This window comes from Limosilactobacillus reuteri subsp. porcinus, from assembly GCF_036621895.1.
Taxonomy (GTDB): domain Bacteria; phylum Bacillota; class Bacilli; order Lactobacillales; family Lactobacillaceae; genus Limosilactobacillus; species Limosilactobacillus reuteri_J.
In genome coordinates this window covers 1-25,619 of record NZ_LN887421.1, presented here as the reverse complement: position 1 = coordinate 25,619, position 25,619 = coordinate 1, and the positions used below count along the sequence as shown (strand labels likewise).

The window sequence follows — 25,619 nt, the reverse complement described above, 5'->3', positions numbered from 1 at the left end:
AAATCACCTGTTTGCCATTTCCTTAAAAGGAATTCCTTTTACTAATCTCGCTGCATTTGCTCCTAAAATCCGTAATTGCTTTTTATCATCGACTATCATATCGAATAAAGGATGATCCTCCTTTAAGTTCTTATAATGAACAATAAAATGATCTCCTTCAAAAGCAATTCCTACAGATAGTCGTGATGCAAGAGCTGATTGATATGCTCTTGCAACAGCACTATCTACATTGATTTCTCTAACCGAGACTGGGATCTGTTCTTCTTCAATTCCGTAAAACAGTGGCTTGGCACTCTCCGGAATCATTGTTCCATTTTCTAGTCCGACGACAATTGAGGGACGTTGTGAATCATCGTTGTTCATAACGCTTCCTTCTTTCTTCGCCATACCTTAATATCAATCCAGTTGCAACAGCGTTTCGTGGTCCTTCAATTCCACGAACGTTTCCTCGACCAGCAACTAAATTAAAATGTGCTAATTCATCGGTAACAAGTTGCGGAATTTCAAAATCTAAAGCTGAACCACCGACAATTACAACAAACGGAATGTCACGGATATTTCCTGTTGGACTAACATACTTAAGTGCTCGTAATGCATTAGTAACAAAAACTCGTTTCTTTGCACTCTGACGAACTAGCTTAATTTTTTCAATACTTGGATTCCCTGTTACTGGTTCATATCCATCTGGTTTAATTACTACAACTTTGGCAAATAGTGAAGACGGTAATGGATCTTCAAAGAATTGAACAGAACCATCTTCATGCCGGATTTGGAAAAGATTTTCTACTTTGGCTAATGGATAACGTTTAATATCTTCTGCAAGGTGAATATCGTTCAATCCCAGTTCAGAATTAATAATCATCGTTACCATATCACCAGCACCGGCTAAGTGGATTGCAACAGTCTCATCTTCTTTGTTAATAATTGAAGCATCTGTTGAACCCGCTCCCAAATCAAGAATTGCAATAGGTTTATCCGTTCCTGGCGTTGTAAGTGCTCCGCGAATGGCAGATTCAACTTCAGCACCGCCAATTTCAACCTTAGTATTAAATTCTTTTTCAATAAGATTAGCAATAACTTCCATTTGAAGATGATCTGACTTAACCATCGCCGCGATTCCAACTGCTGACTCATTTGAAAATTCACCAGCTAGACCGCCTCGGACCTCAACCGGTACTTGAGTATCAACAGCAAGTAAATCTTGGATTGCAATTTCGTTATTTTTCTTTCCTGTAAGATCTGCCATTGTTTGCCGAACATTTTCCAGCATTCCTCCAACATTAGTTCCAGATTCACCAGTTATGTTGTTAATATGGCGGAAACTAGAAACCTTTTTCATAATGGCGTTGGCACCTTCATAAACTCCAACTTCTTCTTTTCCAGTATCACCATTAATTATGATCTTACCTGCCGGAATTATACGTGCTTTAACATCCCCAGCTGGAGTTTTAATAACAACAGCCGAACGGTTCCCAATAAGGGCACGTGAAACCGGAACAATATTCTTAGTCTCTTCTGGAGTTAGTCCAAATAATGTAGCAATGCCATATGGATTTGAAAGCTGTGAAATTACTTGCCCAGGACCAGCAACTTCTACAGCTGCCAACATATTTAGTGGAACCTTGTCAATCATACCAACTTCATCAACAATTGGAATTTTATGATTTAGCCGATTATCAACTAAGACACCATCGTCGTTTCTTAGAATTGCTGCTGTAATTTTGTAACCAGAGGCAACATATGCATTTATAAGCTTAGCGACATCTTCAAAATCAATATCCTTAGGAACTACAACAATATAGTTTTTGCTCTTATCAGTTTTCTTTAAGAGGTCGAGTAAACGAACTGTTATCCCGGCTCCTGTTCCTATACCGCCTGGTGTATCAGGATTATGTCCAATCATTGTTGATTCTGTTACAACTGTTTCTGTGATAGTTTCCATTGCAACATCACCAATAACTGGCGTAGCTTCGTTGATTCGAATTAAATCAATATCGTTGATTGTCAGATTAGATTTATTCAGAACTTGAGTAATTGAATCCCTAATTCCGACTAGATTTTGCTTAGTACCTTTAATCCCAGTAGTAGGAGCAATACCAGAGTTAATAAAGTGAACTTGCCCACTATCACTTACATCTGCTAATGCAACTTCAGTGGAAGAATTCCCAATATCAACACCAATTACTTTTTCAGTTGACATATATAAAACTCCCTACTCTGACTAAAAAGCTTAATTATCGCCTTTTAGCTTCTTTCGACTTTCATAATAATCCGCAGCTTCTTCAAACCATGCTGCACAAACATTAGCGTCATACTTATCCCGTAATTCCTTTGCAATATCCAATAACTCTTGCTTAGTTGAACGGAAAGGACGCAATGCATCATACATTTCAAGAACACGTTCGTCAGGTACTCGTGTTAATTCTGCAGCTCGTTGAAGATTCTTTTGAATAGCTGGCCGTCCAGCATTAGCTGCAATTTCACCTTGAAGTTTTAAGGCTTCTGGTGTAATCCGTAATTCCTTAGGATCAACTTGATTATTTACTACTTTTTGTAAATTAATATCATCAAGATTATGTCCTTTTGGTGTTTTTACCAAATCACGATGCTTTTGATAAAGTGGGTAATCGTCTGCTGTCATTTCTTTACTAGTACTTTTAGTTGAAGTACTTGTAGAGCTATTAGTAGAGGAACCATTTCCCATTTGAGCCATGATCTTTGCTACTAAATCATCAACTTCACTCATCATTCTGCCTCCTTAATCAAACGTAACTTTAATTTCTTCTTCAGGCTTACCAACAACAACTTGGTGGGTTTCACGAATATGCATAATTGCTGAAATAGCTTGATAGTGAATACGAGCAAGTTGATCGTTTTTAGCTGGAACTGGTTCTGGAGATTCACCCTTCGCATACATAGCAGCATTCTTACCAATTGCACGATAAGTTTCGGGAGTAAGCACTGGTGCTTGTGGGAATAATTCAAGGTTACCAAGAGGGTCTTGATCCTTTTGGTGAATAACTGTCGTACCCTTTGATTGAATACCAATAGCAATTCCTGAACCAGAAAGGTGATCACCTTGGACAGCACAGAATGCTACATCTGAACTCCGATATACTTTAACTACGCGCGCCTTAAGTCCTTCTTCTTCAATACCAGCAATAACTTGACGAAGCACTTCTTTGTGAGGAATACCAGTTTCCGTCTTATCAAGAACAGTTGCGAATGCAGGTCCAACTGCAATTACAACTTCATCTTTAGAATATCCAGGTTTTGCTTCTCCAACTGGTTGGAACCAGTCAAGTTTCTTTTCTGGAACAGCTTTACTATTTGGTTGTTGTACCTCTTGAGTTGCTGTTACAGTGCTGCCATTACTTTTAGCAAAGTCAATTTTAGTATCGATTTGATTAGTTTCACTTAAAACTTCTTTAACGATTTTACGTAATAAGTTTTCATCAATATCAGCCATAGCAGATTACCTCCTCTCTAAAGTTCCAAGTGCTCTGGATCAAGGGCGAATGGCAAGTCTTTAATTCGATCCCATTCTTTCTTGTCTTCATATAGACGGTATCCAGTACCTGGTCCTTGATAATCATTTCCGTCGTTAACAGCAGAAGTGACATTCCAATTTTTATCAAAAATAGAAGATGTTTGAAGGTAATCACCAACAACTTTTTGTTTTTGAAGATTCAAAATTGCTTCAGCGACATCTTTAAATCCGTGGTTGTACAATGCCTTGATAATATCAATAGCAGTAATTCCACGATCCATCATATCTTGAGCAGCCTTCATATCTGCAACCATATCCCGCTTTGGCATGTCATCATGGGTGTTAGCATATGTTGCTGCTTCGACCTCTTCATCAGTAATCTTTGGTAATCCAAGATCTTCAAATACTGCTTGAAGAGCCTTAGCTGCCTTGTTACGTGCCTTAATAATGGTTTCTTCCTTAACAGGGTGAATACCATAATATTGACCCAGGTCACGTTCCATAACATACATATCATCGTAGTCCATAGCATCAGTATTTGAACCAGCGAAGGTATTATCGTAGTTAGGGGTTGAAGAGTAACCAGAGTTGATGTAGTCAGTACCGGCAATAAATTGACCAATAAACCGTTCAGTCCGACGCATATCGGAGTGCGAATATGCTTGGTCACAACCAGAAGCACATTCGATGTCACACATCATACATAATAGGTTTTCACCAAGAACTTCACGAATACCATTAGGAACAGCACCAGGAATTTCAATACAACTTACGGCACCATTTTGAAGCCCTTGAACACCTGAAGCTTTAGTAAGTAAAATACAACGAGCTTCAAGGTAAAGCATCGATTTACCTTCTGGGTAACCCATTAAGACTTCTGAACCGGCGCCTGAAGTAAATCTCATCTTCAAACCACGTGATGCATAACATGATGCTAAGAATCCTTTAGACCATGGAGTATCGTCACCATCGGTAAATACACGGTCAGTACCGTAAACTGAAATGGTTTCGGCATATGCGGTAAAGCCACGCATACCTAATTGCAATTCAGTAGCTTCTTCAACAGAACATTGTGTCAATACACCAGGACGACCTGTTTGTGCACCAATTAAAATTGAAATAGCATTGAACGGTGCATAACGTGCCACTGCTGTCGTGGTTTCTTGTTCAGGGAATCCACGAAGGGCAGCATCAGCAGCATCAGCAGCAATTTGAACCGGGTTATCAACAGTATTGGTAACGTGACATTGATTATCAGGCTTACGACGTGGACGCATTTTCTTGATAGCCATAATCATTTCACCAAAATCAAGCTTACTAATGATCTCTTCAGCCTTAGCAGGAGTCAAAGCTGATGTAATTTCAATAATTTCATCACGAGAAACATTAGGATCGACAAGCATCCGTGCAATCTTGGTAGAATCCATATTCATAACTTTTTCAACGTTGTCAACATTGATTCCATACTTAGCAATGTACAAGTCAATCAAGTCAAAATCTTCGAGCTTTTTACCATCCATCTCTACAATCTTACCATTTTCAACTTTTACACTGGGCTTAGGGTCATTTGGCCCCATCATTGCAACAAAACCTTCTTCTGGCCATTCTTTGACAAATGTATCTTGATGAATCGGCCGTTTTTCTAGTTCTTCAAATCGTTTTTGACGTTTCATAATAAAGTAGTCCTCCTTTTAGATCTACTTAATGTATGATGGGAAATCATTAACTGGTTCTTCACCAAACTGTGACAATAACTTTAATCCTACTTCACGTCCGGCCATAACTGCTTGACGAACAGCCCCTGAGTCACCGGTAATAGTTAGGCAACCTTCGTTAGAGAAACTTGTACCATGACTTGGTGAAGTAAAGTTAAGCGGTTCAACACCAGCAGTCTTTAAAGCCTTATCTCCCATTACGACACCAATTCCGGAAGGACAACCACAAATCAAGCCAAATGCTTTTCCTTCAACTGCACCTAATCCAAGATGTGCAGCACCTGCAGCACGAGCCGTAAACTGCAATTCAAGATGACCTGCTTTGGCGTTATAAACATCACCAAATGTACGATGAAGATTATCAAGTGCAACCCGAATAGCTTGACGCGCATCTGCTGGATCATCACCACCGATGATAATTAAACATCCATGGCCTCCTCCACCTTTAGTATCTCGCGGCCATTCAACATCAATACATTCCATGTTAGTAGCCTTAATTCCTTCATCCATTGCCATAATTTGTGGGCCAGCACCAGTACGATCACTCAAAACACCTAAAGTCTTGTACTGTTTTGTAACGTGCAATTTATCTAATAGTTGTTGGTCAACTCTCGGAATTACCATTCCAATTGTATCTCCAATTTCGCTAGCACCAACAAACTCTGGTACAGTACTAGTAGAATTCAGAAAATCATTCATTATTTTTCCTCCTGACTATAAAAGCTCTTAACAATAAAGTTCTTAATACAGATTCCTGTACCTAGCCGTCTGTATAAGGGCTTTAATTTTTTATAAATTATTCTCCATGATGTAGTAAGAGCTTATCAACTTCAGATTGAGGACGAGGAATTACGTAACTCGAAACAACTTCTCCAATATTTTCGGCAGCTTGTACTCCGGCGTCAACAGAAGCCTTAACAGCTCCAACATCTCCACGAACCATTACCGTTACTAATCCATGACCGATCTTTTCTTGACCAATTAATTTAACATTAGCAGCTTTTACCATTGCGTCAGCAGCTTCAATTGAAGCTACAAGTCCTTCGGTTTCAATTAAACCAAGTGCTTCTTGTCCCATAAGAATGCCTCCTAAGTATAAAAACAAATAGCGATAATGAGAAATCGCTTACAATTTGGTACATGTTAATTCTATAACATGATATTTATGATATATTATCTTAAAAAATGTATGATACTTAAAAAGAACAATAATTTATTATTATGTATTACAAAATTTACAAGAAAGCGTTTTTATGTGTAAATGTATGCTAATATATAGAGGTAAACGGCACCTTTCTTAAAAATTTGGTAAAAAGTAGGCGAAATTCAAATGTACGAATATTCTTCAAAATTCTTGAATGACATTCAAAAGGTAACAAAAACATTTCAGGAAATAACCAATAATAATATAATTTTCACAAGCATTACCGGAGCAATTGTTGATTGCAACACCCTTCTTTTTGACTCAAATATTTCACTTGAACATTTACGAAAACTCGATTTTAAAAATTACTTTGTTTTTCCACTAGTTATAAGTTCATCTTTAAGTGGTTTCTTTGTTCTTGATGAATCACATATAGAATCAGACACTATTGATTTATGTAGTAAATATATTGAAATTTCTTGCAAAAATTTTATTGACAGTTCCAATGACTGCATAGCTGTCCTTACCCCATTCGAGGCTCCTAAGCTAAGTTCACTAATCAAAGTCCTTAATGGGATTTTGAATATTTCTGGAGATGATTCAATAGCTAACGTTACTAATCCTCCTATTCTTAATAACAGAAATGATGGTACTCTAAGTGATATTGAAAAAAATATAACCATGGCGCTTAAATACATTAATTCCAATTTAGAAAAATCGCTTACTTTAGAAAACGTTTCTCAAAGGATTTATCTCTCACCATCATACTTAAGTCGAATCTTTAAAAATTATTTTAATGACAATTTTATTAACTATATAAATCTACAAAAAATTGCACTTGCTCAAGAAAAATTAATTTTTTCAAATACACCAATTAATAAATTGGCTCATCAAGTTGGTTTTTCACAGACGAGTTACTTTACTAAAACTTTCAAGCAAAAAGTAGGAATGACACCATCAAAGTATCGAAAACATAATTCCGCAATAAAGAAAATCTATACTATTCCAAGAGATTTACAATGGCGCTCAAATAAGTCCGTTTATGAAATCTCAAAAGATTTTTTCAATAAAAATGATATTTCCTTTAAAGCCCGTGATTTAAATGGGTATCCATATATCTATTCAATAAATGATCTGAATGATGTTAGTAATAAAGCAGGTTGGGTCTATACAGTAGATTGTTCTCAACCTATTATTCCAGCTAGTGAGATTAATGTATTTGATCGTTCAGTAATTCAATGGATTTATACTGAAAAAATTATTTAAAATTAAAAAGAGGTTGAGGTGCCCAGCCTCTTATTTATTCTAATCATCAAACATTGCAATCCCTAGTGGCGTAACAAATTGAGGATAAAGCGGTTTATAAACTTTACGCTTTAAATCTTTACTAAAGGTTGTTGTAAATTCAGTAAAGTTAGTTGCACCTCCTACCACTATTACTGGATCAATAATTTCTACTCCCATATTTTGAACAATTGCTGCCATTTTCTCAACTACAGGTTTAATAACAGCATATACTTCAGATTCTTTATTCTTGTTACGCTTTAATTTTTCTGCTTCATCATTTTTTATTTTATATCTTCCTCCAAGAACAAGCGTCATATGAAATCCACCTGTTGCTTCATCAATAACATGGATGAGCTTGTTATCTTTAAAAATACTAATCCCAGTTGTTCCTCCTCCAATATCTACAACTGTACCATTTGACAATCTTAAGAACTTCGCAGCTGCTGTCGGTTCATCTTCAACACCTGTACAAAGCAAGCCTGTCTCTTCGATAACATTAGCAACCACTTTGGCACTCTTCTCTCCTGTCTTCGGTGGAATAGCACCACATGCCGTTTTAAGTTCACGTCCTAATACTTTCTCAGCTTTTTCTTTTAAGCGTCTTAAAATATTAACTGATTCCATGAAATTAACTACAATACCATCTTGAACTGCATGGTCATATTCATACGCTCCGTATACAATCTTATCTTTGGAATCCAGCACTGTTAAAACAATTGAAGAAGTTCCTAAATCTACACCGACCTTTAGCCTTTCATCAGCCGTAACTTTACGTAAAGGCTTATCCCCATTAACAATCTCGGCAAATTTTTTTAATTGTTCATTACTACTTTTTAAAAATTCTTTTTTCATTAATCTTCTCCTACGAGATATTTCATATTTTATTTAAACTAAATAAAGAGGCTATATTAATTAGCCTCCTTTTCTCTAGGTTCACTAAACTAGCGCCGTTTGTAAAGCACAAGCAAGAAGGCCCCCAACAATTGGGCCACACATTGGAACCCATGCATACCACCATTCTGAAACACCCTTATTAGGAATTGGCAAAATAGTATATGCTAACCGTGGTGACCAATCACGAGCTGGGTTTAATGCAAAGCCAGTAGTTGTCCCGAGGCATGTACCAACAACTGCAATAACCATTCCTACGATAAATGGCTTCAATCCCTGTGTAAAGTTACCAAGATTTAATAAGATGAAAATAAATGCAAAGGTCGCAATCACTTCTGAGAAAAAGTTAAAAATTGGACTATTTATCGCTGGACGAGTAGCAAAAATACCAACATTATTTCCTTCCTCTTCATTTGGGGTTGCTTTAAATTGTGGATAGAATTGAATAATTACTAATACTGCACCAACAAACGCACCAAGAAATTGACCAAGTAAGTAAGGTATAACGTTACTCCATGGGAATAAGCCAAAAATAGCAAAAGGAATTGTTACAGCGGGATTTAAGTGCCCTAATGAACCCAGAAATCCTGCAACATAAACTCCCGTTGTAACTGCTAAGCCCCATGAAATACAGATAAACCACCAACCACTTTGTTTCCCATATGTTTTATTCAAACTATTACCAGCACAACATCCTGCTCCTAATAGGATTAAAACCATGGTGCCAAAAAATTCTCCAATAAATCCATGCATGTCTAAACACCAACCTTTTTATATTATTCCCAAATTGTATGCGCTTTCTATACATATAATGCTAACACATTAATTATGCATTTTATTGTCTTTATTGTATTAACTGTTCAATAACGGCAATATTTTACAAATTAATACACAAAAAAATCATGTTCCTTACCAGAAATTATTAGCTTTTCTTAAAATAAAACCTAGTCCTATGAAAATAATCACCAAGAAAATCCCACAGTAAATATATCTTTGCGGATGTCCTTTAACATGTCCATATCGATAATCATTATTGTAACGTTGCATTGCTCCTATTATTAATCCACTAATTCCATTTATCGCTGGACTAAGAGTAAAGCAAGCTGCCACGATGCTTATTTCGATATTATTAAAGTTAAAAATAATAAAAAGGACTCCACTCACCACTGTTGAAATTATTGTTGCAAGGTTAATTCCAACTAACATTTCATAGATAATACTATTATTAGCCTGAACCTTAATAAGTATTCTCGGGATCTCTTGCCAACTTCTTACAATAAAGAAACTGAGTAAAATACAATCACTAATAATGAACGGCAAAGTCCAACCATTGTGTAGTTCTAAACTTGGTGGAGTTACAATCCCTGCAGTGCATAAAACTACTATTGGCCAATACATCGAAGCAAATCTTCGGCGTGATTGCGGTCGTTCCAGGAGAGCAAAAAATTGTCCCAAAAGAGCTTGCAAGCAATTTAAAACGATAAATATCATGACCCATATATTTAAATAGCTAGGAATTAATACTACTTTAGGCTGTCCCCAGGCCAATACAATCGAAATAATTAAAACAATAGCTAACAACAAAGCCCTTGGTGCATAAGGGGACAGATTTCGATATTTTTCTGCTCGTTGATAAATTAATATCAGGTTATACATATTCATCACTAAAATGACAGCTGAAACCAGTAAAACAGAGTCCTGCAACTGATTTGGGGATGGGGGTTCTCCACCTAAAATAATATATGCTGACATTGTACAAAGCCATCCCACTGTCCACATCAATGGAATAGTTGGTGTCAAGATTAATGGCTGACGCGGCAACCATTGTTCCATGTGAAACACCTCCTCAATATGGTATCTTACCATAAGAAATTGCTCAAAATCTGGTAAGATAAATAGTAGTTAGTTTTAGGAGGTAAATTTTTATGTTTTTACCACAATTAGGATTAAAAGGAAGCAGTCAACTAGGCCAAATTGAGGATCGCTTACAGTATAATCCTACTATTTATGAATTTTATACTAATGCTGATGACTTTACTGATGAAGGCTACCAACGCCTCTATGATGCTATTCAATACGTTAAAGATGCTGGAATTAAAAATATTGTTCTACATCACCCAATGAAGTTTCAGGATCATCATTCAGAAGTAGTGGCCCCTGAAAAGCAGTACCCCGACCTATATCGCTTTATCGAATTTACAACTGAAAAGCTCCTTTATTTAGCTGATGATCTTGATGTTCAAGTTTTGGTTCATGGTGGTTATGCTGGTCCTGAGTCACGTTACTTTGTTTCACTCTACCCTAGTGTAGAAGACGCCCGAAATGCTGTTTATCAGCGGTTGGATCGTTTTGCAGATGCTGGTGGAGAGCATATCATGTTTGAAAACTCAATTGCGCCAGTTTTTGCTTATGGCGATCCCCTTCAAGAAGATGAAATTCTTGCACATGATTATCGACTTGCCTTTGATACATCCCATTGTTTTATTGAACTTCATGGGAATAATCAGAAATTGGCCGTATCCCTAGCGCATTTAAAAGATCGTACCGTTCATTACCACCTAGTTGATTCAATGGGCGAAACTCATGATAGTCTTACTCTCGGCACCGGTAAAATTGACTGGGCTAACGTTTTGCCTCACTTAAATCCAGCTGCTACTAGTATTTATGAAATTAACTTACACGATCAAAATAATTGTCGTGAACAAATTGACAGTCATAATTATTTAGTTAAACTTTACCAAAAGCTTAATAATAGAGGAGTTTAATCGTGAAGCAATATATTAATCACCGTCATATTTCTTTAGTATTAGCCCTATTTATCCTCTACTTAGCAATCACTTACTGGGAAGTTGTTGCTAAATTTATCCAAACAATTTTTTCGGCAACCATGCCTCTTTTAATAGGAGGAATAGTCGCCTATATCGTTAACCTATTATTAGGACAGTATGAATACCTTTACTCGCATTTATTTAAGAAACCAAGTTTGCAAAAATTCAGGCGGCCAGTTGGAATAATAATGTCCTACTTAACAATCCTCCTAATAATCACCATCGTCTTTGCTCTGGTAATTCCCGAACTTATTACGTGTGTAAAACTACTTATTGCAAATCATAGTCACATTATCAACCATTTTATTGATTACTTTGAACATAGCAGTGATTTTAAGGGCTTCATCAATAGCTTTGATACCAGTAAAATTCAATGGGATAAAATTGGTAAATACCTTACATCTGGTGTTGGTGGAACTTTCCGGACGGTTATTTCAACAGCCTCGTCTGTATTTTCAGTTGCCACAACCGCAATTATTGCGTTTTTCTTTTCAATCTACCTCTTGATTTATAAAGAGATGTTGCAACGTCAATTTACTAAATTACTTTCAACATACTTTAGCCGATACCAGACACAAATAATTAAAGTTCTGAAAGTTTTTGATGAAAGTTACAGTAACTATATTGTTGGGCAATGTAAAGATGCCGCTATTCTTGGAATCTCGTGTTTTATTGGGATGACGATCTTACGAATGCCATATGCTTCAATGATCGGAGTTGTAACTGCATTTGGTGCATTAATTCCAATCATTGGGGCAATCCTTGGAGCGAGTGTCGGAGTAATTATCATTTTCGCCGTTTCTCCACTTCAAGCCGGTATTTTCTTGATCTTTATTATTCTCCTTCAACAGTTAGATAACCGCATTACCTATCCACTAGTTGTTGGAAGATCAATTGGTCTCCCAAGTGTATGGGTATTTGCTGCAGTTATTATTGGTGGAGGAATTTCCGGAATTCTTGGAATGATGTTCACTGTTCCTTTATTTGCAGCCCTTTATAAATTGTTAAGTGCTGATGCAAGAAACAGAATAACAATTCAAAAAAATGAGTGAAAAACCGTAGCATTTTTCACTCATTTTTTTATAAGTTATCTGGAACATCAGCAACAGGTTGGTCCTTAGTTAGTCGATAAACTTGCGATGTATTTACACCAAAGTACTGGTTAATTAACTTACTCAATTCTTCCATCGCTTCATTAGCGCGTTCAATTTGTTCTGGATTAATTGCTTCCATAACTGCAACTACATTTTGAGAATCCTCTGTCAACATTGTTCGTTGAGCTTCACGCCAATTTAGACAACGACAAACAGCACCTTCATCGTCATAATAAATAACTTCCTCCGCCAAAGCAGGTTCATCTTCTTCAGCACCGACTGGCCGAAATGCTTCGCCACCTTTTGCAACACCAAGATGAAGGTTGCCAGCAATCTTATTTCGATCTTCAATGCCCACTGGAACACCGTAGCTCAAAGAAATACTATTGTAGACATCCACAAGAGGTTCAATTGGTTCAAATTTCCGTCCTTGATTGGCACGCTTCAATAAGGCCTCAATTGATGAGCGCGCACCTTTCTTTTTCTTAAATTGTTGAAATGCTTGACGCCATTGATCAACAACTGGATTCAAACGAAAAGTCTCATTGGTTAGAAACTTATCAGCCTCATGAGTAGCATTTGCTAATAGCTTCTTTCGTTCATCATAGTTGTCATCAGTATCATGGTTATCAATGCCATTTGCAAACAAGATGTTTACCTGTGCATCTGGAAAAATTTCCCAAAAACTTGGATCAATCGTCACTTGCTTCATAAAAATAATCTCCTCTTTATAAATTAATATTGACGTTTGCCCCCATGCTTTACGGTATCCCAATCGCCATCAATATTTTGGCGGATACGAACTAGATAGTCATGAACCTGCTGAGCCTCTTTTTCCGAGAAGCCTTTCAATGCCTCACTATTTGAAAATTGGTTTTCACGAATAATAAAAGGATAAATCTCTTTTCCTTTTTGAGTAACATAAAGTCGTTTAATTTTCTTATTCGTTGGATCACTTTTTCTTTCAATAAAGCCATTTTTTTCAAGCTTTTTTACAGCACGGGCAATCGTTGTTCGGTCTACTTTTATCAAGTTTGATAATTGTTCTGAAATAATTCCTGGATGCTCATAAATACGAACAACATACAGGTATTGACCACGTGCTAAGTCGATTTGCTTGAACTCAATATTGGCAATCGAATCGAGTGCTCGATCAATCATCCCTATTTCACGTAAAATATCAATCATTGATAAAAATTCTCCTTAACTACAATATTAAGTTCTTTTTGTTGTAATTGCAACAAAATAATTAGCTTTAATTATTTTCCAACGGCGCAGGCTGAGCAACTTTTTGCATGGCTGTTAATAATTGAGCTGCATCCATTCGCGATAAAATTGATTTCAGTGCTAATGTCATTAAGCGATCATTTTGTGTATTAATCACATTATTGCTTGGAATTTCTTCTCCAGCTAAAAGTGCATTCAAAATTTCAACAAAGCGGTCATAGGCAGCTTGCGGGTAAGAATTCATAGTAACCTGAGCAATTCCTGCACGAATATCATCCAGTGAAAAATTCGATTTTAACAATCCAATAAGCAAAAGATCTACTAATTGGTTAACGGCATACTTTTTCTTAATCGGTGCTTGAATAACTTTCTTTTTCACATAATTATTTACCATTGATTTTGTAAGTGGCTCAATTCCTAAATGATTTAATTGTTCATTTACAATCGCCACCACCTGGTCAACATATAAACCTAGTGTAGGTAATTCTTTCCATCGTGGAAACCGCACCCGTGCTAAATTATTTTGCCATCGTTGATATTCTTCTAATTTATCCATATCACAACCTGCTTTCTTATGGTGCAATTCCAATCGATTGATTCCGAAAATCATCGGTAGTAACTGCCTGTTCAATTATCTGTGCTACTTGTCCTAATCCAATCTCTTTACCTTCTAAAGGATTGCCTTCACTAACAACCTTAAGTGAAGTTTCTTCATTAGTAATTGGCAAAGCTCTAATAATAGTATAGGGCAACTCAAATTCATCAATCATTTTAACCGCATATTGATGAGCAAGGACAGTCTGAGTTGCCTGTTGCCCATACCATTTCTGTAGTTGCTGATTTGTCGCATCATCTGCTGTTCCTGCAATCGAAAGCATTACTATTTTTGACGGTAAAAACAGTGAGTGATCAATCAATTCGGCTAACTCTTGGACTTCATCATCTACATACTCATTAACAGTGGGAAGCCAACATAATATATCCCCACGCTGAATTTCAAATTTAAAACTAGTAAGAGCAACTGCTTCTGGAACCCTTTTGATAATAGTTGGTACTAAATCGTCATGCCGGTGACTAATAAAAACTATCCGACCCATCACAACCTCCAAATCTATTAGTAAGCCATCAATTCATCTTCAATCGTTGCATCTTCAATTCTGACATCAGTAATGGTGCTTTGCTCTAGTAATGGCAGTAATGTTTGAATATTTCCAGTGAAAAGGAAACGGGTCTCATTACCTGCTTCTTCCAACATGTGTGCCCCTAACTTTACTGCATTGTCGATTGGGAAACCAGTTCCTATTACTGTCACAGTACAATCTACTCCATCATTCATCGACAAATCACGTGCAGAAGTCAAATGACTGCCATTAAAGTAATAAAGAGTATGAGCAAACCGCATCAATGTTGAAATATTTTTGCTTGTGAAAAGCACTAAGGCATCGACCTTTTGAGCATAGTCTTTAACAAGGTGACCAATCATTTGCCGTTTATTTTCCTCTAAGCCATCAAAGGCATCACTCAAAATTACGATTGGACATTGCCAAGCAAGGAGAAGTGCTATCCGCAGTTCTAGTTGTTGTGCCTCGTTTAATGAAGCAATCATTTGATCAGGTTCAAATTTCAATGATTTAAGCATTTGGAGTGCTTGTTTTGGCTTCAAAGCATTTTTACGATGACGTAATGCGTGGTCAACAGCTTTTGCCACTGTCTTTCCTTTTAAAACCACATCATCAATTCGGCCGATTTCATTTTTGCTTTGGCGCTTATATTTTTTGAATGGAACCCCGTTAATTGTTACATCCCCATTTAAGATTTTTCCACGAACAGATAATAAATCTTCTAATGCAGTTGCTGCGCCTGTATCGTTACTGCAAATTCCGACTACTTGTGGTGACTTTAGTTCTAATGAAACGTTATCTAATTGATCTCCTGATTTAGCATCATAGACTAAATCATTAATTGTAATACTGCTCACTATATAACCTCTTTTCTTAAGCTATCTACCTTTACTAATCTTATCATTTTTTAGGTAATGAACGAAATAAACATGTCTTTCTTTTTAATATGCTTTAATTTATAACGACTTATTTGAATGGTAAAATAATATACATAAATTGTACTTATCAATCGAAATGAGGAATGTTATTTTGAATGAGGGCCAACTATTCACTAATTTTGTAATTATAATTATTACATTTATCTTTGCGGCATTTTTTGTGGCAGCCGAATTTGCTTTAGTGCAAGCACGGGTAACAGCCCTAGAAGAAATGCAAGCAAAGCGCGATAAACCATCTACCAAAATAAACCGCGCAATCAAAATGGTCACCAATCTAACAGAATACCTTTCGACCACTCAAGTAGGAGTTTCAATTTGTGGAATTATTCTCGGTTGGGTCGGTGAAGGAACGATTGAAGCACTCTTAGCTGATGCACTTTCGTTACCAAGCTGGTCACTAAACAATAGTGTCATCCATGTTGTAAGTGCCATTGTGGGAGTTCTTCTTCTAACATATTTCGAAGTAGTTTTAACAGAGATTGTACCCAAAAACATCAGTATTGATATTCCAATTAAGACCCTGATGTTCGTTACCACCCCACTGCACTATTTTCACATTACTTTTTATCCTTTCGTTTGGTTGCTTAATAGTTCTGCCAACGGAATTGTTAAAATGTTAGGCATGAAGCCAGCTGACGAGAGCCAAGACGTCCTTTCGCAAAGTGAGATTATTAGCCTATCTCGAAACGCTGTTAAAGGCGGTGAACTTGAGCACAATGACTTGCTATATATGGAACGAGCCTTTGACTTTAACGATAAGGTTGCTAAAGATATTATGATCGATCGTACTCAATTAACAGTTATTGATATAAATAAAACCGTAAATGACGCGATTAAACTATATCTTAAGACGAAATATAGCCGCTTACCGGTAGTTGCTGATAATGATAAGGATAAGATTTTAGGTTATGTTTTTAACTACGACCTAATTCGGCAAAAGCAAATCAACGGAGATGTATCTTTAGCAAAAGTTCTTCGCCATATGCCTACTACTCCTGAGACTACCTCAATTACCGAAGTCCTTAAGTTAATGATTAGTACTCGGGTGCCCATGGTAGTCGTTGTTGATGAGTATGGGGGTACTAGCGGAATTATTACTGACAAGGACATTTATGAAGAACTATTTGGAACAGTAAGAGACGAGATCGACAAGGTTTCAGATAACATGATTTCTAAAATTGATGAAAATCAATACCGGATTGATGGAAAAACGACCATTTATGATTTTGAACGCTTCTTCCATGTTGAACTTAAAGATTCTGAAGATAGCGATGTAGTAACTTTATCAGGATATGTGTTAGATAATTATCATAATATTCATGAAGGAGAAACGATCAAACTAGCCAACCTTGAGTTAAAAATTCAAGATTATCGTCATTCATATATTGATAGTTTTATTGTTACCACTTTATCAAAGTAAAATTTTACATTTTGGCAGCAATAAGAAAATTATCCTTTTATTTAACACTTAATTCTACTAAAATAATTTTGTAATATTAAAGTAAATCTAAACTAGAAGGAAGAAATTCACATGGCACCAATGAATATTATTTATATCTCGCTTGAGGGAAATACCCGTTCCTTCTTAACGCGGATGCAGGGATATGCTAAACAACAGCACAGTATTAGTGAAGATTGTCCACTTATTGAATTAAAAGAAGTTAGCGATCAAACGCTTCCTGTCGATGAAACAGAACCCTTCTTTGCCTTCGTACCCACATATTTAAATGGTGGTAACGGGATCGATTCTGGTTTCACTGAAATTATGACAAATGCATTAGGTGAATATATTTCCTACAACGATAACGCAGAAAAATGTGTCGGCGTTGTAGGTAGTGGTAATAAGAATTTTAACGAACAATATTGCTTAACTGCTCGTAAATACGCGCGAGACTTTGACGCACCATTTCTCGCAGACTATGAATTACGAGGCACTTCACAAGATATTGAGCGAATTTATACTATCTTAGCTAAACGGTGGAGCGAAGTTAACGCCTAACTTCTAAAATAAAAGCGACTTGGAAATCCAAGTCGCTTTTATTTTTAGCCTTGTTTATTAGCACTTATCAGCCATGTTATCCCATACTTATCTACAATCTGCCCCATTACATTATTTAGGATCCAATCACCAAATGGTACCGTCACACGTTGATTGTCTGATTTTGCTAAACGATTAAACAAATCACGTGCTTTATCTTCCTCTTCTTCAAAATCGAGTAAAATTGAAATTAGTGTAGACGTTTGGGGATTGCCCATCGTTGCATCTGCACAAATAATCTTTTGTCCAGCAATCATAAATTCACCACGCATTGTTGTCTGGTTCAATTGATCAACTGGTAATCCAAGACTTTCCGCCTGCTCTTTTGTCAGAGACTCGTGATATGTAATCTGAGCGCCAAAGTCTTGTTCATAATAAGCCATTGCTTCCTTCGCATTCTCAAATGTTAGGTATGGGTATATAGCCGTCATAGTGTTCCTCCAAAAATATTCATTGTTGATTATATATTTTGAATCGCTTTCCGTCAAACTAGCTTCCAATTGGATTAGCTACTTCTAACCGTATATTAATCATAACTAAGGCCCCATTATGATATAATTGTCTAGTCTATTATCAAGCTAATTTTAAGATGAAAGGATGGATTTTTTGAAAAAACTCAAAAAACATAGTCCGCTTCTAATCCTTGGATTATTCTTCCTTGGGATCTGTATGCGGATGCCGATTACAGCAATACCGTCTGTCATTAAAGATATTGCACAAACTTTTAATGTAGAAACTACTAGCTTAGGAATTTTAACCACTATTCCCCTCCTTTGTTTTGGATTATTATCATCAGTAGTTTCAGCACTCGCTCAAAAAATTGGTAATGAACTAACGATTGAATTAGCAATGATTTTAATGTTTATTGGTTCTTACCTACGAATTTTAAATTTCTCCTCGTTAATGATCGGAACAATATTAATCGGGGCTGCCATCACTTGTATTAACGTCTTATTACCTGCGATTATTTCTGACACACTTCCTAATCAAATCGGAAGTGTGACCGGGATGTATAATGTCGCGATGACTTTATTTGCTGCAATTGGCGCTTACGCAATTACTCCAATCACCCATGCTACTAGTTGGCAAACCGCTGTTATCATTATTAGTATTGTTGCTTTAATTGCAGCAATTATCTGGGTACCAAACTTACGCTATAATCAACGTGCCACTAAAGAAAGCAGTTCTACTGAGCGTGGAACTAACATGTGGAAAAATGCAAATGCATGGTGGTTACTCTTATTCTTCGGGGGACAATGTTTCGTATTCTATAGTATCGTTGCCTGGTTACCTACAATTGCCATGGACGCTGGATTAAGCAGTGATAATGCAAGTTTAGTTGCTGGATTACTACAGCTATTATCAATGCCATTCGCCTTTGTAATCCCAGTGATTGCCACTAAGATGAAAAATCGGCAACCAATTATGCTATTTGCAGGAATCATTTCTTTAATTGGAACTGGAATGATGTTCTTCCCTGTAAATTCTCTTGTTTACTATATATTTGTTGCCCTATTTCTTGGTGCCGGTACAACTACTACTTTCGTTCTTGCAATGACCTTGTTCGGACTAAAGACTAAGAGTTCTGCCGATACCCGAAACCTTTCTGGAATGGTCCAATCAGTAGGATACTTAATTTCTGCATTAGGTCCTATCGTTGTTGGAAACCTTTATTCACAAACACATAATTGGTTTGCAAGTTTAATCGTGATTGCTATTGCAGCTATCTTCTTCACAGTCTGTGGTGTAATAGCAGAACGTAAACAATTTGTTTAAGATATCTTTCAAAGCTGCGGAATTTTTCCCAGCTTTTTTAGTTAGTTTTGTTTTCATAAGCTATAATTATAACCGATTCCAAATTTCTTTTAAAAGTTTTTTTGATCTAGACCATTAATTGATAAGCGTTTGCCAAAGACTAATCAACAAGCCATTTAGCAGTAGTGGTCCATTTTAATTTTCTAAGACATCTTCTCAGAAAACGTTTCCTTTGATAGTGCAGATTGTGCTTTAAGAGTATATAATTGTCACGGTATAAGAATTTTCTGAAATTTCAGAAGGAGTGAACATTTTGGCTACAGAAAATAAGGCTGTCATTACATTATTTGGTGCGACTGGTGACCTTGCAAAGCGTAAACTTTATACTGCTTTGTTCAAGTTATATCAAAAGGGTTACCTAGCTGACCATTTTGCATTACTAGGAACCTCCCGTCGTCCATTGACTGACGAAGAATTCCAACAAATCGTTCGTGAATCTATTAGCAACATTCCAGAAACTGAGGATGACCAAGCAGAAGCATTCTCAAAACACTTTTTCTACAAGTCACATGATGTTACTAAACCAGAACATTACAAAATCCTTAAGCAACGCCTTGCCGAATTAGATGAACAATTTGGCGCTGAAGGCAACCGTCTCTTCTACATGTCAATGGCACCACAATTCTTCGGTACTATTGCATTGAACTTGAAGAAGCAAGGATTATTAACTGACAATGGCTTTAACCGTCTTGTTATTGAAAAGCCATTTGGTCGTGACTTTGAATCTGCTAAGAAGCTTAACGATGAATTATCACAAACATTTAGTGAAAATCAAATTTTCCGGATTGACCACTACCTTGGTAAGGAAATGGTTCAAAACATTCAAGCATTACGTTTTGGTAACACCATGATTGAATCACTCTGGAATAATCGTTACATTGATAACATCCAAGTAACTTTAAGTGAAAAGCTTGGTGTTGAAGAACGTGCCGGTTACTATGACCAATCTGGTGCATTACGTGATATGGTGCAAAACCACATCATGCAAATCGTTGCTCAATTAGCAATGGAACAACCAGTTGCATTTACTGATGCTGATGTTCGAGTTGAAAAGATTAAGGCTCTTCGTAGTCTTCGCCTCTACACGCCATCAGAAGCAGCTGCTAACTTTGTCCGTGGACAATATGATGCTGGAGAAGGAACTAACGCTTACCGTCATGAAGATGGTGTTGATCCAGAATCTGGTACTGAAACCTTTGTTGCTGCTAAGTTAATGTTTGATAACTATCGTTGGTCTGGTGTACCATTCTACGTTCGGACTGGTAAGAAGTTAGCAGACAAGTTTACTCGTATTGATGTTGTCTTCAAGAAGCCATTAATCGATATCTTTGCTAACCCACGTTCTGAAAGTGACCAATCCCTTAACTCAAACGTATTAACTATTTTTGTTGAACCTAACTCAGGTTTTGCAATCCAATTAAATGCTAAGCGCGCAGGTCAAGGCTTCACAACAGAACCTGTTGATTTACGCTTCTTGCAAAGTGATTCTGATAAGAAGGAATCTCCAGAACCATATGAACGTCTTTTCCATGATGCACTTGAAGGTGACCACACAAACTTTGCCTCATGGGCTGAAATTGCTTATGCATGGAAGTTCGTCGATGTTATCCGTAAGCTTTGGGATATTGAAAAGCCTCAATTCCCTAACTACACTCCTGGTTCCATGGGTCCAGCAGCTTCTGACGAACTCTTGGCTCGTGATGGACGTAAGTGGGTTTATCGTTTAAATCATTAGTTAATAAAAGTAATTTATAGCATTCTTGCTGTAAATTATTTTTTTATAATAAAAATTGATATTTAGCGTTTGCACTATCTTTAATTTTTGTTATAATCGAGGTTGTGAATTATATTACATAAGTATTGAGGAGAGTGACTTTAATGTCTGATCAAAAAGCACAAATTGGTGTTGTTGGTTTAGCTGTTATGGGTAAGAACCTTGCACTAAACATCGAAAGTCGTGGCTTCACGGTTGGTGTATACAACCGTCACCGTAACCGTACTGACGATATGATGCGTGACCACAGCGATAAGAAGTTAGTACCTAGCTACACTGTTAAGGAATTCGTAGACTCACTAGAAAAGCCTCGTCGGATTCTTATGATGGTTAAGGCCGGTAAGCCAACTGATGCTCTTATCGACGAATTATTGCCATTACTTGACAAGGGTGATGTTTTAATCGATGGTGGTAACACTAACTTCCACGATACTATGGCTCGTAACGCTAAGTTAGACAAGTCTGGTATCAACTTCATCGGAATGGGTGTTTCCGGTGGTGAATTAGGTGCCCTTCACGGTCCTTCACTTATGCCAGGTGGTCAAAAAGAAGCTTATGACTTAGTTGCTCCAATCCTTACTAAGATTGCTGCTAAGGCTGAAGAAGATGGCAAGCCATGTGTTGCTTACATTGGACCAAATGGTGCTGGTCACTATGTTAAGATGGTTCACAACGGTATCGAATACGGTGATGAAGAATTAATCGACGAAAGTTACAACATCATGCGTAACGTATTAAAGATGCCTGTTGATGACATTGCTAAGACCTTTGCTGAATGGAACAAGGGTGAATTAAGCAGTTACCTTGTTGATATTACTGCTGATATCCTTACTCGTAAGGATGACCTTGGTGACGACAAGAACAAGCCTATTGTTGACATGATCCTTGACCGTGGTGCTAACAAGGGTACTGGTAAGTGGAGTTCAATGACTGCCCTTGATGGTGGTGCTCCTCAATCAGTTATTACAGAAGCTGTTTACGCTCGTTACATTTCAATGATGAAGGACGAACGTGTACAAGCAAGCAAGGAATTGCCTGTTGAAACTGAAGCTATTTCAATCGACGACAAGAAGGAAATGATTGAAAAGGTACGTCAAGCTCTTTACTTCGGTAAGCTTATGAGTTACGCACAAGGTTTCGAACAAATGCGGATCGACTCCGAACGTTACGACTGGAACCTTAAGTATGGTGAATTGGCTCAAATCTGGCGTGCAGGATGCATTATTCGTGCACAATTCTTACAAAACATTACTGATGCCTTCACTAAGAACCCAGACTTGAAGAACTTGCTTCTTGATGATTACTTCAAGAATATTGCTAAGAAGTACCAAAAGGCAACTCGTGACGTTGTTACTCTTGCTGTTAAGGCTGGTATTCCTGTTCCTTCACTTAGTGCTGCTATCAGTTACTACGACTCATACCGTTCAGAAGTGCTTCCTGCTAACTTGCTTCAAGCTCAACGTGATTACTTCGGTGCTCACACTTACGAACGTACTGACCGTCCTGGTAACTTCCACTACAGCTGGTACGAAGAACAATAATCAAATAAATTTTGATTTAACGACTGAGATCTATTCTCGGTCGTTTTTTATTTTAAATTTCTTAACAAGAAAATAGAAACGTGGTTTGATTAGCATAGAGGTGAGTATAATGAATAAAACATTTATGAGCGGCTATTACCAAGGTGTCATCGAAACAGCCCCTACTACTCTTTCGGCTGCTAAAACAGAACAGTTAGCAATTACGATGACAATCCTCCATTTACGTCATGCTGGAATAAACATTACATCAATCCATGATTTTCTTGTCAACGATCTTCATGCAAATAAACGCCTTGTAAATAAGTATATTAATTTTAAATGCTGATGGGTTAGAAACTATTCAGGCCCAAGTTATAGCAATCGCTTTCAACCAATAATTATTTTGATATTACTTCCTTTTTCGTAAAACTTTACTAAAATTGCATTGACTTTTTCTATGAAAACGCTTACTATTATTCGTGTAAGATATTATTATATGTTGTTGTAGAAAAGGGGAGTTAACATGGATACAAAAATCGATACTGCAAAAAGTAAACAGCATGTTGCCCGTTCCCGTTTTGCCTATTCAATGGGAGCCTTCGGGCATGATGTCTTTTATGCTTTACTTTCAACGTATTTCATTATGTATGTTACTGGACACTTATTCAATTCTAGTAACAAAGCATTCAACAATCACATGGTTCTATGGGTTACATCAATTATCGCTGTATTACGAATTGTGGAGTTGTTAGTTGACCCATTAATTGGAAACGCAATTGATCGTACTAACACACGTTGGGGTAAATTTAAGCCGTGGGTTGTCGGTGGTGGAATCATTTCAGCAATTATTTTAGCCATCTTATTCACCCCAATGGGCGGTTTAAGTCTTTCTAATCCTTACCTATACCTATTGATCTTTGCTATTTTATATATCATTATGGATATCTTCTATTCATTTAATGATGTTGCCTTTTGGTCAATGATTCCTGCGCTATCATTTGATTCACATGAACGTGATAAAATAGCTACTTTTGCACGGGTTGGTTCTACTGTTGGAGGAAATATTGTTGGTTTTGTTATTATGCCAATGGTTTTATTCTTCTCAGCAAATCAAAATGGCGGTACCGGTGATGATCGTGGTTGGTTTATTTTTGCTGCAATTGCCGCTGCTGTTGCTGCTATTACTGCTGTTGGTGTCGGGCTTGGTACTCATGAAGAAAAGTCATTGCTTCGTGAAAACAAAGAACAAACTAAACTAAAAGACGTTTATAAAATTCTTGTCAAAAATGACCAATTATTCGCTATAGCTCTCTCATATCTATTCTATACAACAGGAATCACATTAGTTAACAGTATGGAGCTTTACTACTTTACTTATATTTTAGGTGATTCAAAGGCTTTCTCTATTCTAGGTGGATTAAACACTGTTATTGGTGTTATTTCAGTTCTTACTTTCCCTCTCTTTACTGGTAAAATTAGTCGGCGTAAATTATTTTACGGGTCAGTTTCAGTACTTTTCCTTGGCTTATTAATCTTTGCATTTGCTGGTAAATCACTCATTTTAGTTTTAGTTGGTGCAGAATTATTCTTCATTCCACAACCATTAGTATTTTTAGTTGTTTTAATGACTATTACTGATTCTGTTGAATATGGTCAATTAAAATTAGGACACCGTGACGAATCACTTACATTATCAGTTCGTCCACTGCTAGATAAGTTCGCTGGTGCTGTTTCTGGATGGATTATTGGACCAACTACTATTATTGCTGGAATGACTGCTGGTGCCACTGCAGCAACAGTTACTGCTGCAGGTGCTGCTAAGTTTAAGCTAGTAATGTTCCTGGCCCCTGCTATCTTGATCCTCATTAGTGTATTTATCTTTGCAAAAAAGGTTAAACTTGATGAAAAGATGCACGCCAAGATCGTTGCTGAACTTGAAAAGACTTGGGGAGATCACCTTGAAGATGCTGACAGCGACAACCCTCAAACAGTATCTGTTTCTACCCCACAACCTGGCGTTACTGATATTACATCACCAGTTGCCGGTACACTTGTTAACTTAAAAGACGTTAACGATGAAAACTTTGCTTCTGGGAACATGGGTAAAGGATTCGCTATAAAACCATCTGATGGTAAAGTAATTGCTCCATTTAGCGGAACAGTACGAGCAACTTTCTCTACTCGTCACGCAATCGGGCTTGAATCTGACAATGGTATTATGTTACTGATCCACGTTGGTATTGATACTGTTAAGCTTCGTGGTACTGGATTCATTAGTTACTTTGATAAGGATCAACACTTTAACAAAGGTGACGAATTAATGGAATTCTGGGACCCGGCAATCAAGAAAGCTGGCCTTGATGATACTGTCATGGTAACAGTTACTAACAGTAAAGACTTCGATATTAAATTATTGAAAGATGCTGGTGAAAAGGTAACTACTATTGATATCGTCATGGAAGTTACTAAAAAGTAATTAAATATCTTCTCTGTTAAAAAAGAGGCTGGAAAAATAATCCAACCTCTTTACCATTTTAAAGTATAAACTGCCAGAACGCAGTAGCTGGCTGGATTCTGAACGTTGATAAATCAACGTCCAGAACACCTAGCCATCCTTGCGGGGGGTGGGACTAAACTCGCAAGCGAGTTTAGTCCCACTCCTTTTTCCTACGATTAGTCAAGAAAAATATTTAGAAAAGAAGAGTATACTAAACCAACCCGGTTCTTCTTCAAAAAT

26 protein-coding genes are annotated in these 25,619 nt (G+C 37.0%); 10 read left to right on the top strand and 16 right to left on the bottom strand.

The genetic code is table 11. The features are described 5' to 3' along the window. Nucleotides 1-3 precede the first annotated feature (3 nt). From AACL61_RS06110 to AACL61_RS06080, 7 genes are all read right to left on the bottom strand, one after another. Entirely contained in the window at nt 4-387 is a 384-nt protein-coding gene (locus AACL61_RS06110; protein WP_180977154.1) for a glycerol dehydratase reactivase beta/small subunit family protein, read from the bottom strand. After that, a complete protein-coding gene (locus AACL61_RS06105; RefSeq protein WP_339111132.1) occupies nt 350-2,200 on the bottom strand; it encodes a diol dehydratase reactivase subunit alpha in 1,851 nt (616 codons plus the stop codon). The genes AACL61_RS06110 and AACL61_RS06105 overlap by 38 nt, the downstream gene beginning before the upstream one ends. Before the next feature lie 30 nt (nt 2,201-2,230). Further along, entirely contained in the window at nt 2,231-2,746 is a 516-nt protein-coding gene (locus tag AACL61_RS06100; protein WP_102816770.1) for a diol dehydratase small subunit, read from the bottom strand. Between the two features lie 12 nt (nt 2,747-2,758). After that, on the bottom strand, nt 2,759-3,469 hold the full coding sequence (locus AACL61_RS06095; RefSeq protein WP_102816771.1) for a propanediol/glycerol family dehydratase medium subunit: 711 nt from the start codon (nt 3,467-3,469) through the stop codon (nt 2,759-2,761). 17 nt (nt 3,470-3,486) lie between these two features. Further along, the gene (locus AACL61_RS06090) at nt 3,487-5,163 is read right to left on the bottom strand and encodes a propanediol/glycerol family dehydratase large subunit (protein WP_102816772.1); all 1,677 of its coding nucleotides are present in this window, start codon (nt 5,161-5,163) and stop codon (nt 3,487-3,489) included. A 24-nt stretch (nt 5,164-5,187) separates the two neighbouring features. Next, entirely contained in the window at nt 5,188-5,904 is a 717-nt protein-coding gene (gene pduB, locus AACL61_RS06085) for a propanediol utilization microcompartment protein PduB (protein WP_102816773.1), read from the bottom strand. A gap of 97 nt (nt 5,905-6,001) precedes the next feature. After that, nucleotides 6,002-6,283 (bottom strand): BMC domain-containing protein, encoded by a 282-nt coding sequence (locus AACL61_RS06080; RefSeq protein ID WP_102816774.1) that lies wholly within the window; start codon nt 6,281-6,283, stop codon nt 6,002-6,004. Nucleotides 6,284-6,535: 252 nt separating this feature from the next. Here AACL61_RS06080 and AACL61_RS06075 point away from each other — a divergent pair, with 252 nt between their 5' ends. Beyond that, nucleotides 6,536-7,615, top strand: coding sequence for a helix-turn-helix domain-containing protein (locus tag AACL61_RS06075; RefSeq protein ID WP_339111131.1), 1,080 nt, complete (start codon nt 6,536-6,538; stop codon nt 7,613-7,615). Between the two features lie 39 nt (nt 7,616-7,654). Here the strand turns inward: AACL61_RS06075 and eutJ are convergent, their stop codons facing one another. The 3 genes from eutJ to AACL61_RS06060 form a co-directional block, all read right to left on the bottom strand. Continuing rightward, nucleotides 7,655-8,488: an ethanolamine utilization protein EutJ gene (eutJ, locus tag AACL61_RS06070; protein WP_102815883.1), complete on the bottom strand. Its 834-nt coding sequence runs from the start codon at nt 8,486-8,488 to the stop codon at nt 7,655-7,657. An 84-nt stretch (nt 8,489-8,572) separates the two neighbouring features. After that, nucleotides 8,573-9,280, bottom strand: coding sequence for an MIP/aquaporin family protein (locus tag AACL61_RS06065; protein WP_102815882.1), 708 nt, complete (start codon nt 9,278-9,280; stop codon nt 8,573-8,575). Nucleotides 9,281-9,436: 156 nt separating this feature from the next. Then, nucleotides 9,437-10,393: a hypothetical protein gene (locus AACL61_RS06060; protein ID WP_102815881.1), complete on the bottom strand. Its 957-nt coding sequence runs from the start codon at nt 10,391-10,393 to the stop codon at nt 9,437-9,439. Nucleotides 10,394-10,452: 59 nt separating this feature from the next. Between AACL61_RS06060 and AACL61_RS06055 the strand changes: the two genes are divergently transcribed. Further along, nucleotides 10,453-11,292: a sugar phosphate isomerase/epimerase family protein gene (locus AACL61_RS06055; RefSeq protein WP_102815880.1), complete on the top strand. Its 840-nt coding sequence runs from the start codon at nt 10,453-10,455 to the stop codon at nt 11,290-11,292. A 2-nt stretch (nt 11,293-11,294) separates the two neighbouring features. Next, on the top strand, nt 11,295-12,407 hold the full coding sequence (locus AACL61_RS06050; protein ID WP_102815879.1) for an AI-2E family transporter: 1,113 nt from the start codon (nt 11,295-11,297) through the stop codon (nt 12,405-12,407). 28 nt (nt 12,408-12,435) lie between these two features. Here the strand turns inward: AACL61_RS06050 and AACL61_RS06045 are convergent, their stop codons facing one another. The 5 genes from AACL61_RS06045 to AACL61_RS06025 all read right to left on the bottom strand — a co-directional run bounded on the left by AACL61_RS06045 (nt 12,436) and on the right by AACL61_RS06025 (nt 15,654). Beyond that, complete coding sequence (locus AACL61_RS06045; RefSeq protein ID WP_102815878.1) at nt 12,436-13,161, bottom strand: B3/B4 domain-containing protein; 726 nt, start codon at nt 13,159-13,161, stop codon at nt 12,436-12,438. Between the two features lie 23 nt (nt 13,162-13,184). After that, nucleotides 13,185-13,637 (bottom strand): MarR family winged helix-turn-helix transcriptional regulator, encoded by a 453-nt coding sequence (locus tag AACL61_RS06040; protein WP_003664931.1) that lies wholly within the window; start codon nt 13,635-13,637, stop codon nt 13,185-13,187. A gap of 67 nt (nt 13,638-13,704) precedes the next feature. Continuing rightward, nucleotides 13,705-14,286: a DUF1836 domain-containing protein gene (locus AACL61_RS06035; protein ID WP_102815877.1), complete on the bottom strand. Its 582-nt coding sequence runs from the start codon at nt 14,284-14,286 to the stop codon at nt 13,705-13,707. Beyond that, nucleotides 14,249-14,773 (bottom strand): NAD(P)H-binding protein, encoded by a 525-nt coding sequence (locus tag AACL61_RS06030; protein ID WP_102815876.1) that lies wholly within the window; start codon nt 14,771-14,773, stop codon nt 14,249-14,251. The genes AACL61_RS06035 and AACL61_RS06030 overlap by 38 nt, the downstream gene beginning before the upstream one ends. 17 nt (nt 14,774-14,790) lie before the next feature. Beyond that, nucleotides 14,791-15,654 (bottom strand): P-loop NTPase family protein, encoded by an 864-nt coding sequence (locus tag AACL61_RS06025; RefSeq protein ID WP_098035514.1) that lies wholly within the window; start codon nt 15,652-15,654, stop codon nt 14,791-14,793. 157 nt (nt 15,655-15,811) lie between these two features. On the opposite strand from AACL61_RS06025, the gene AACL61_RS06020 reads away from it, so the two are divergent. Next, nucleotides 15,812-17,155, top strand: coding sequence for a hemolysin family protein (locus AACL61_RS06020; protein WP_102815884.1), 1,344 nt, complete (start codon nt 15,812-15,814; stop codon nt 17,153-17,155). Nucleotides 17,156-17,266: 111 nt separating this feature from the next. Continuing rightward, nucleotides 17,267-17,734, top strand: a complete 468-nt coding sequence (gene nrdI / locus AACL61_RS06015) for a class Ib ribonucleoside-diphosphate reductase assembly flavoprotein NrdI (RefSeq protein ID WP_102815875.1) — start codon at nt 17,267-17,269, stop codon at nt 17,732-17,734. 44 nt (nt 17,735-17,778) lie between these two features. On the opposite strand, the gene AACL61_RS06010 is transcribed toward nrdI, so the two are convergent. Then, nucleotides 17,779-18,204 (bottom strand): VOC family protein, encoded by a 426-nt coding sequence (locus AACL61_RS06010; RefSeq protein WP_003669866.1) that lies wholly within the window; start codon nt 18,202-18,204, stop codon nt 17,779-17,781. 166 nt (nt 18,205-18,370) lie between these two features. On the opposite strand from AACL61_RS06010, the gene AACL61_RS06005 reads away from it, so the two are divergent. From AACL61_RS06005 to AACL61_RS05985, 5 genes are all read left to right on the top strand, one after another. Continuing rightward, nucleotides 18,371-19,549 carry a CynX/NimT family MFS transporter gene (locus tag AACL61_RS06005; protein WP_102815874.1) on the top strand — a complete coding sequence of 393 codons (1,179 nt, stop codon included), beginning with the start codon at nt 18,371-18,373 and terminating at the stop codon, nt 19,547-19,549. Between the two features lie 292 nt (nt 19,550-19,841). Next, entirely contained in the window at nt 19,842-21,323 is a 1,482-nt protein-coding gene (gene zwf, locus AACL61_RS06000; RefSeq protein ID WP_102815873.1) for a glucose-6-phosphate dehydrogenase, read from the top strand. A 143-nt stretch (nt 21,324-21,466) separates the two neighbouring features. After that, on the top strand, nt 21,467-22,903 hold the full coding sequence (gndA, locus tag AACL61_RS05995; RefSeq protein WP_339111130.1) for an NADP-dependent phosphogluconate dehydrogenase: 1,437 nt from the start codon (nt 21,467-21,469) through the stop codon (nt 22,901-22,903). A gap of 109 nt (nt 22,904-23,012) precedes the next feature. Next, a complete protein-coding gene (locus AACL61_RS05990) occupies nt 23,013-23,228 on the top strand; it encodes a hypothetical protein (protein ID WP_003669860.1) in 216 nt (71 codons plus the stop codon). A gap of 177 nt (nt 23,229-23,405) precedes the next feature. Next, the gene (locus AACL61_RS05985) at nt 23,406-25,358 is read left to right on the top strand and encodes a sugar MFS transporter (protein ID WP_085650352.1); all 1,953 of its coding nucleotides are present in this window, start codon (nt 23,406-23,408) and stop codon (nt 25,356-25,358) included. The last annotated feature ends 261 nt before the right edge of the window (nt 25,359-25,619 follow it).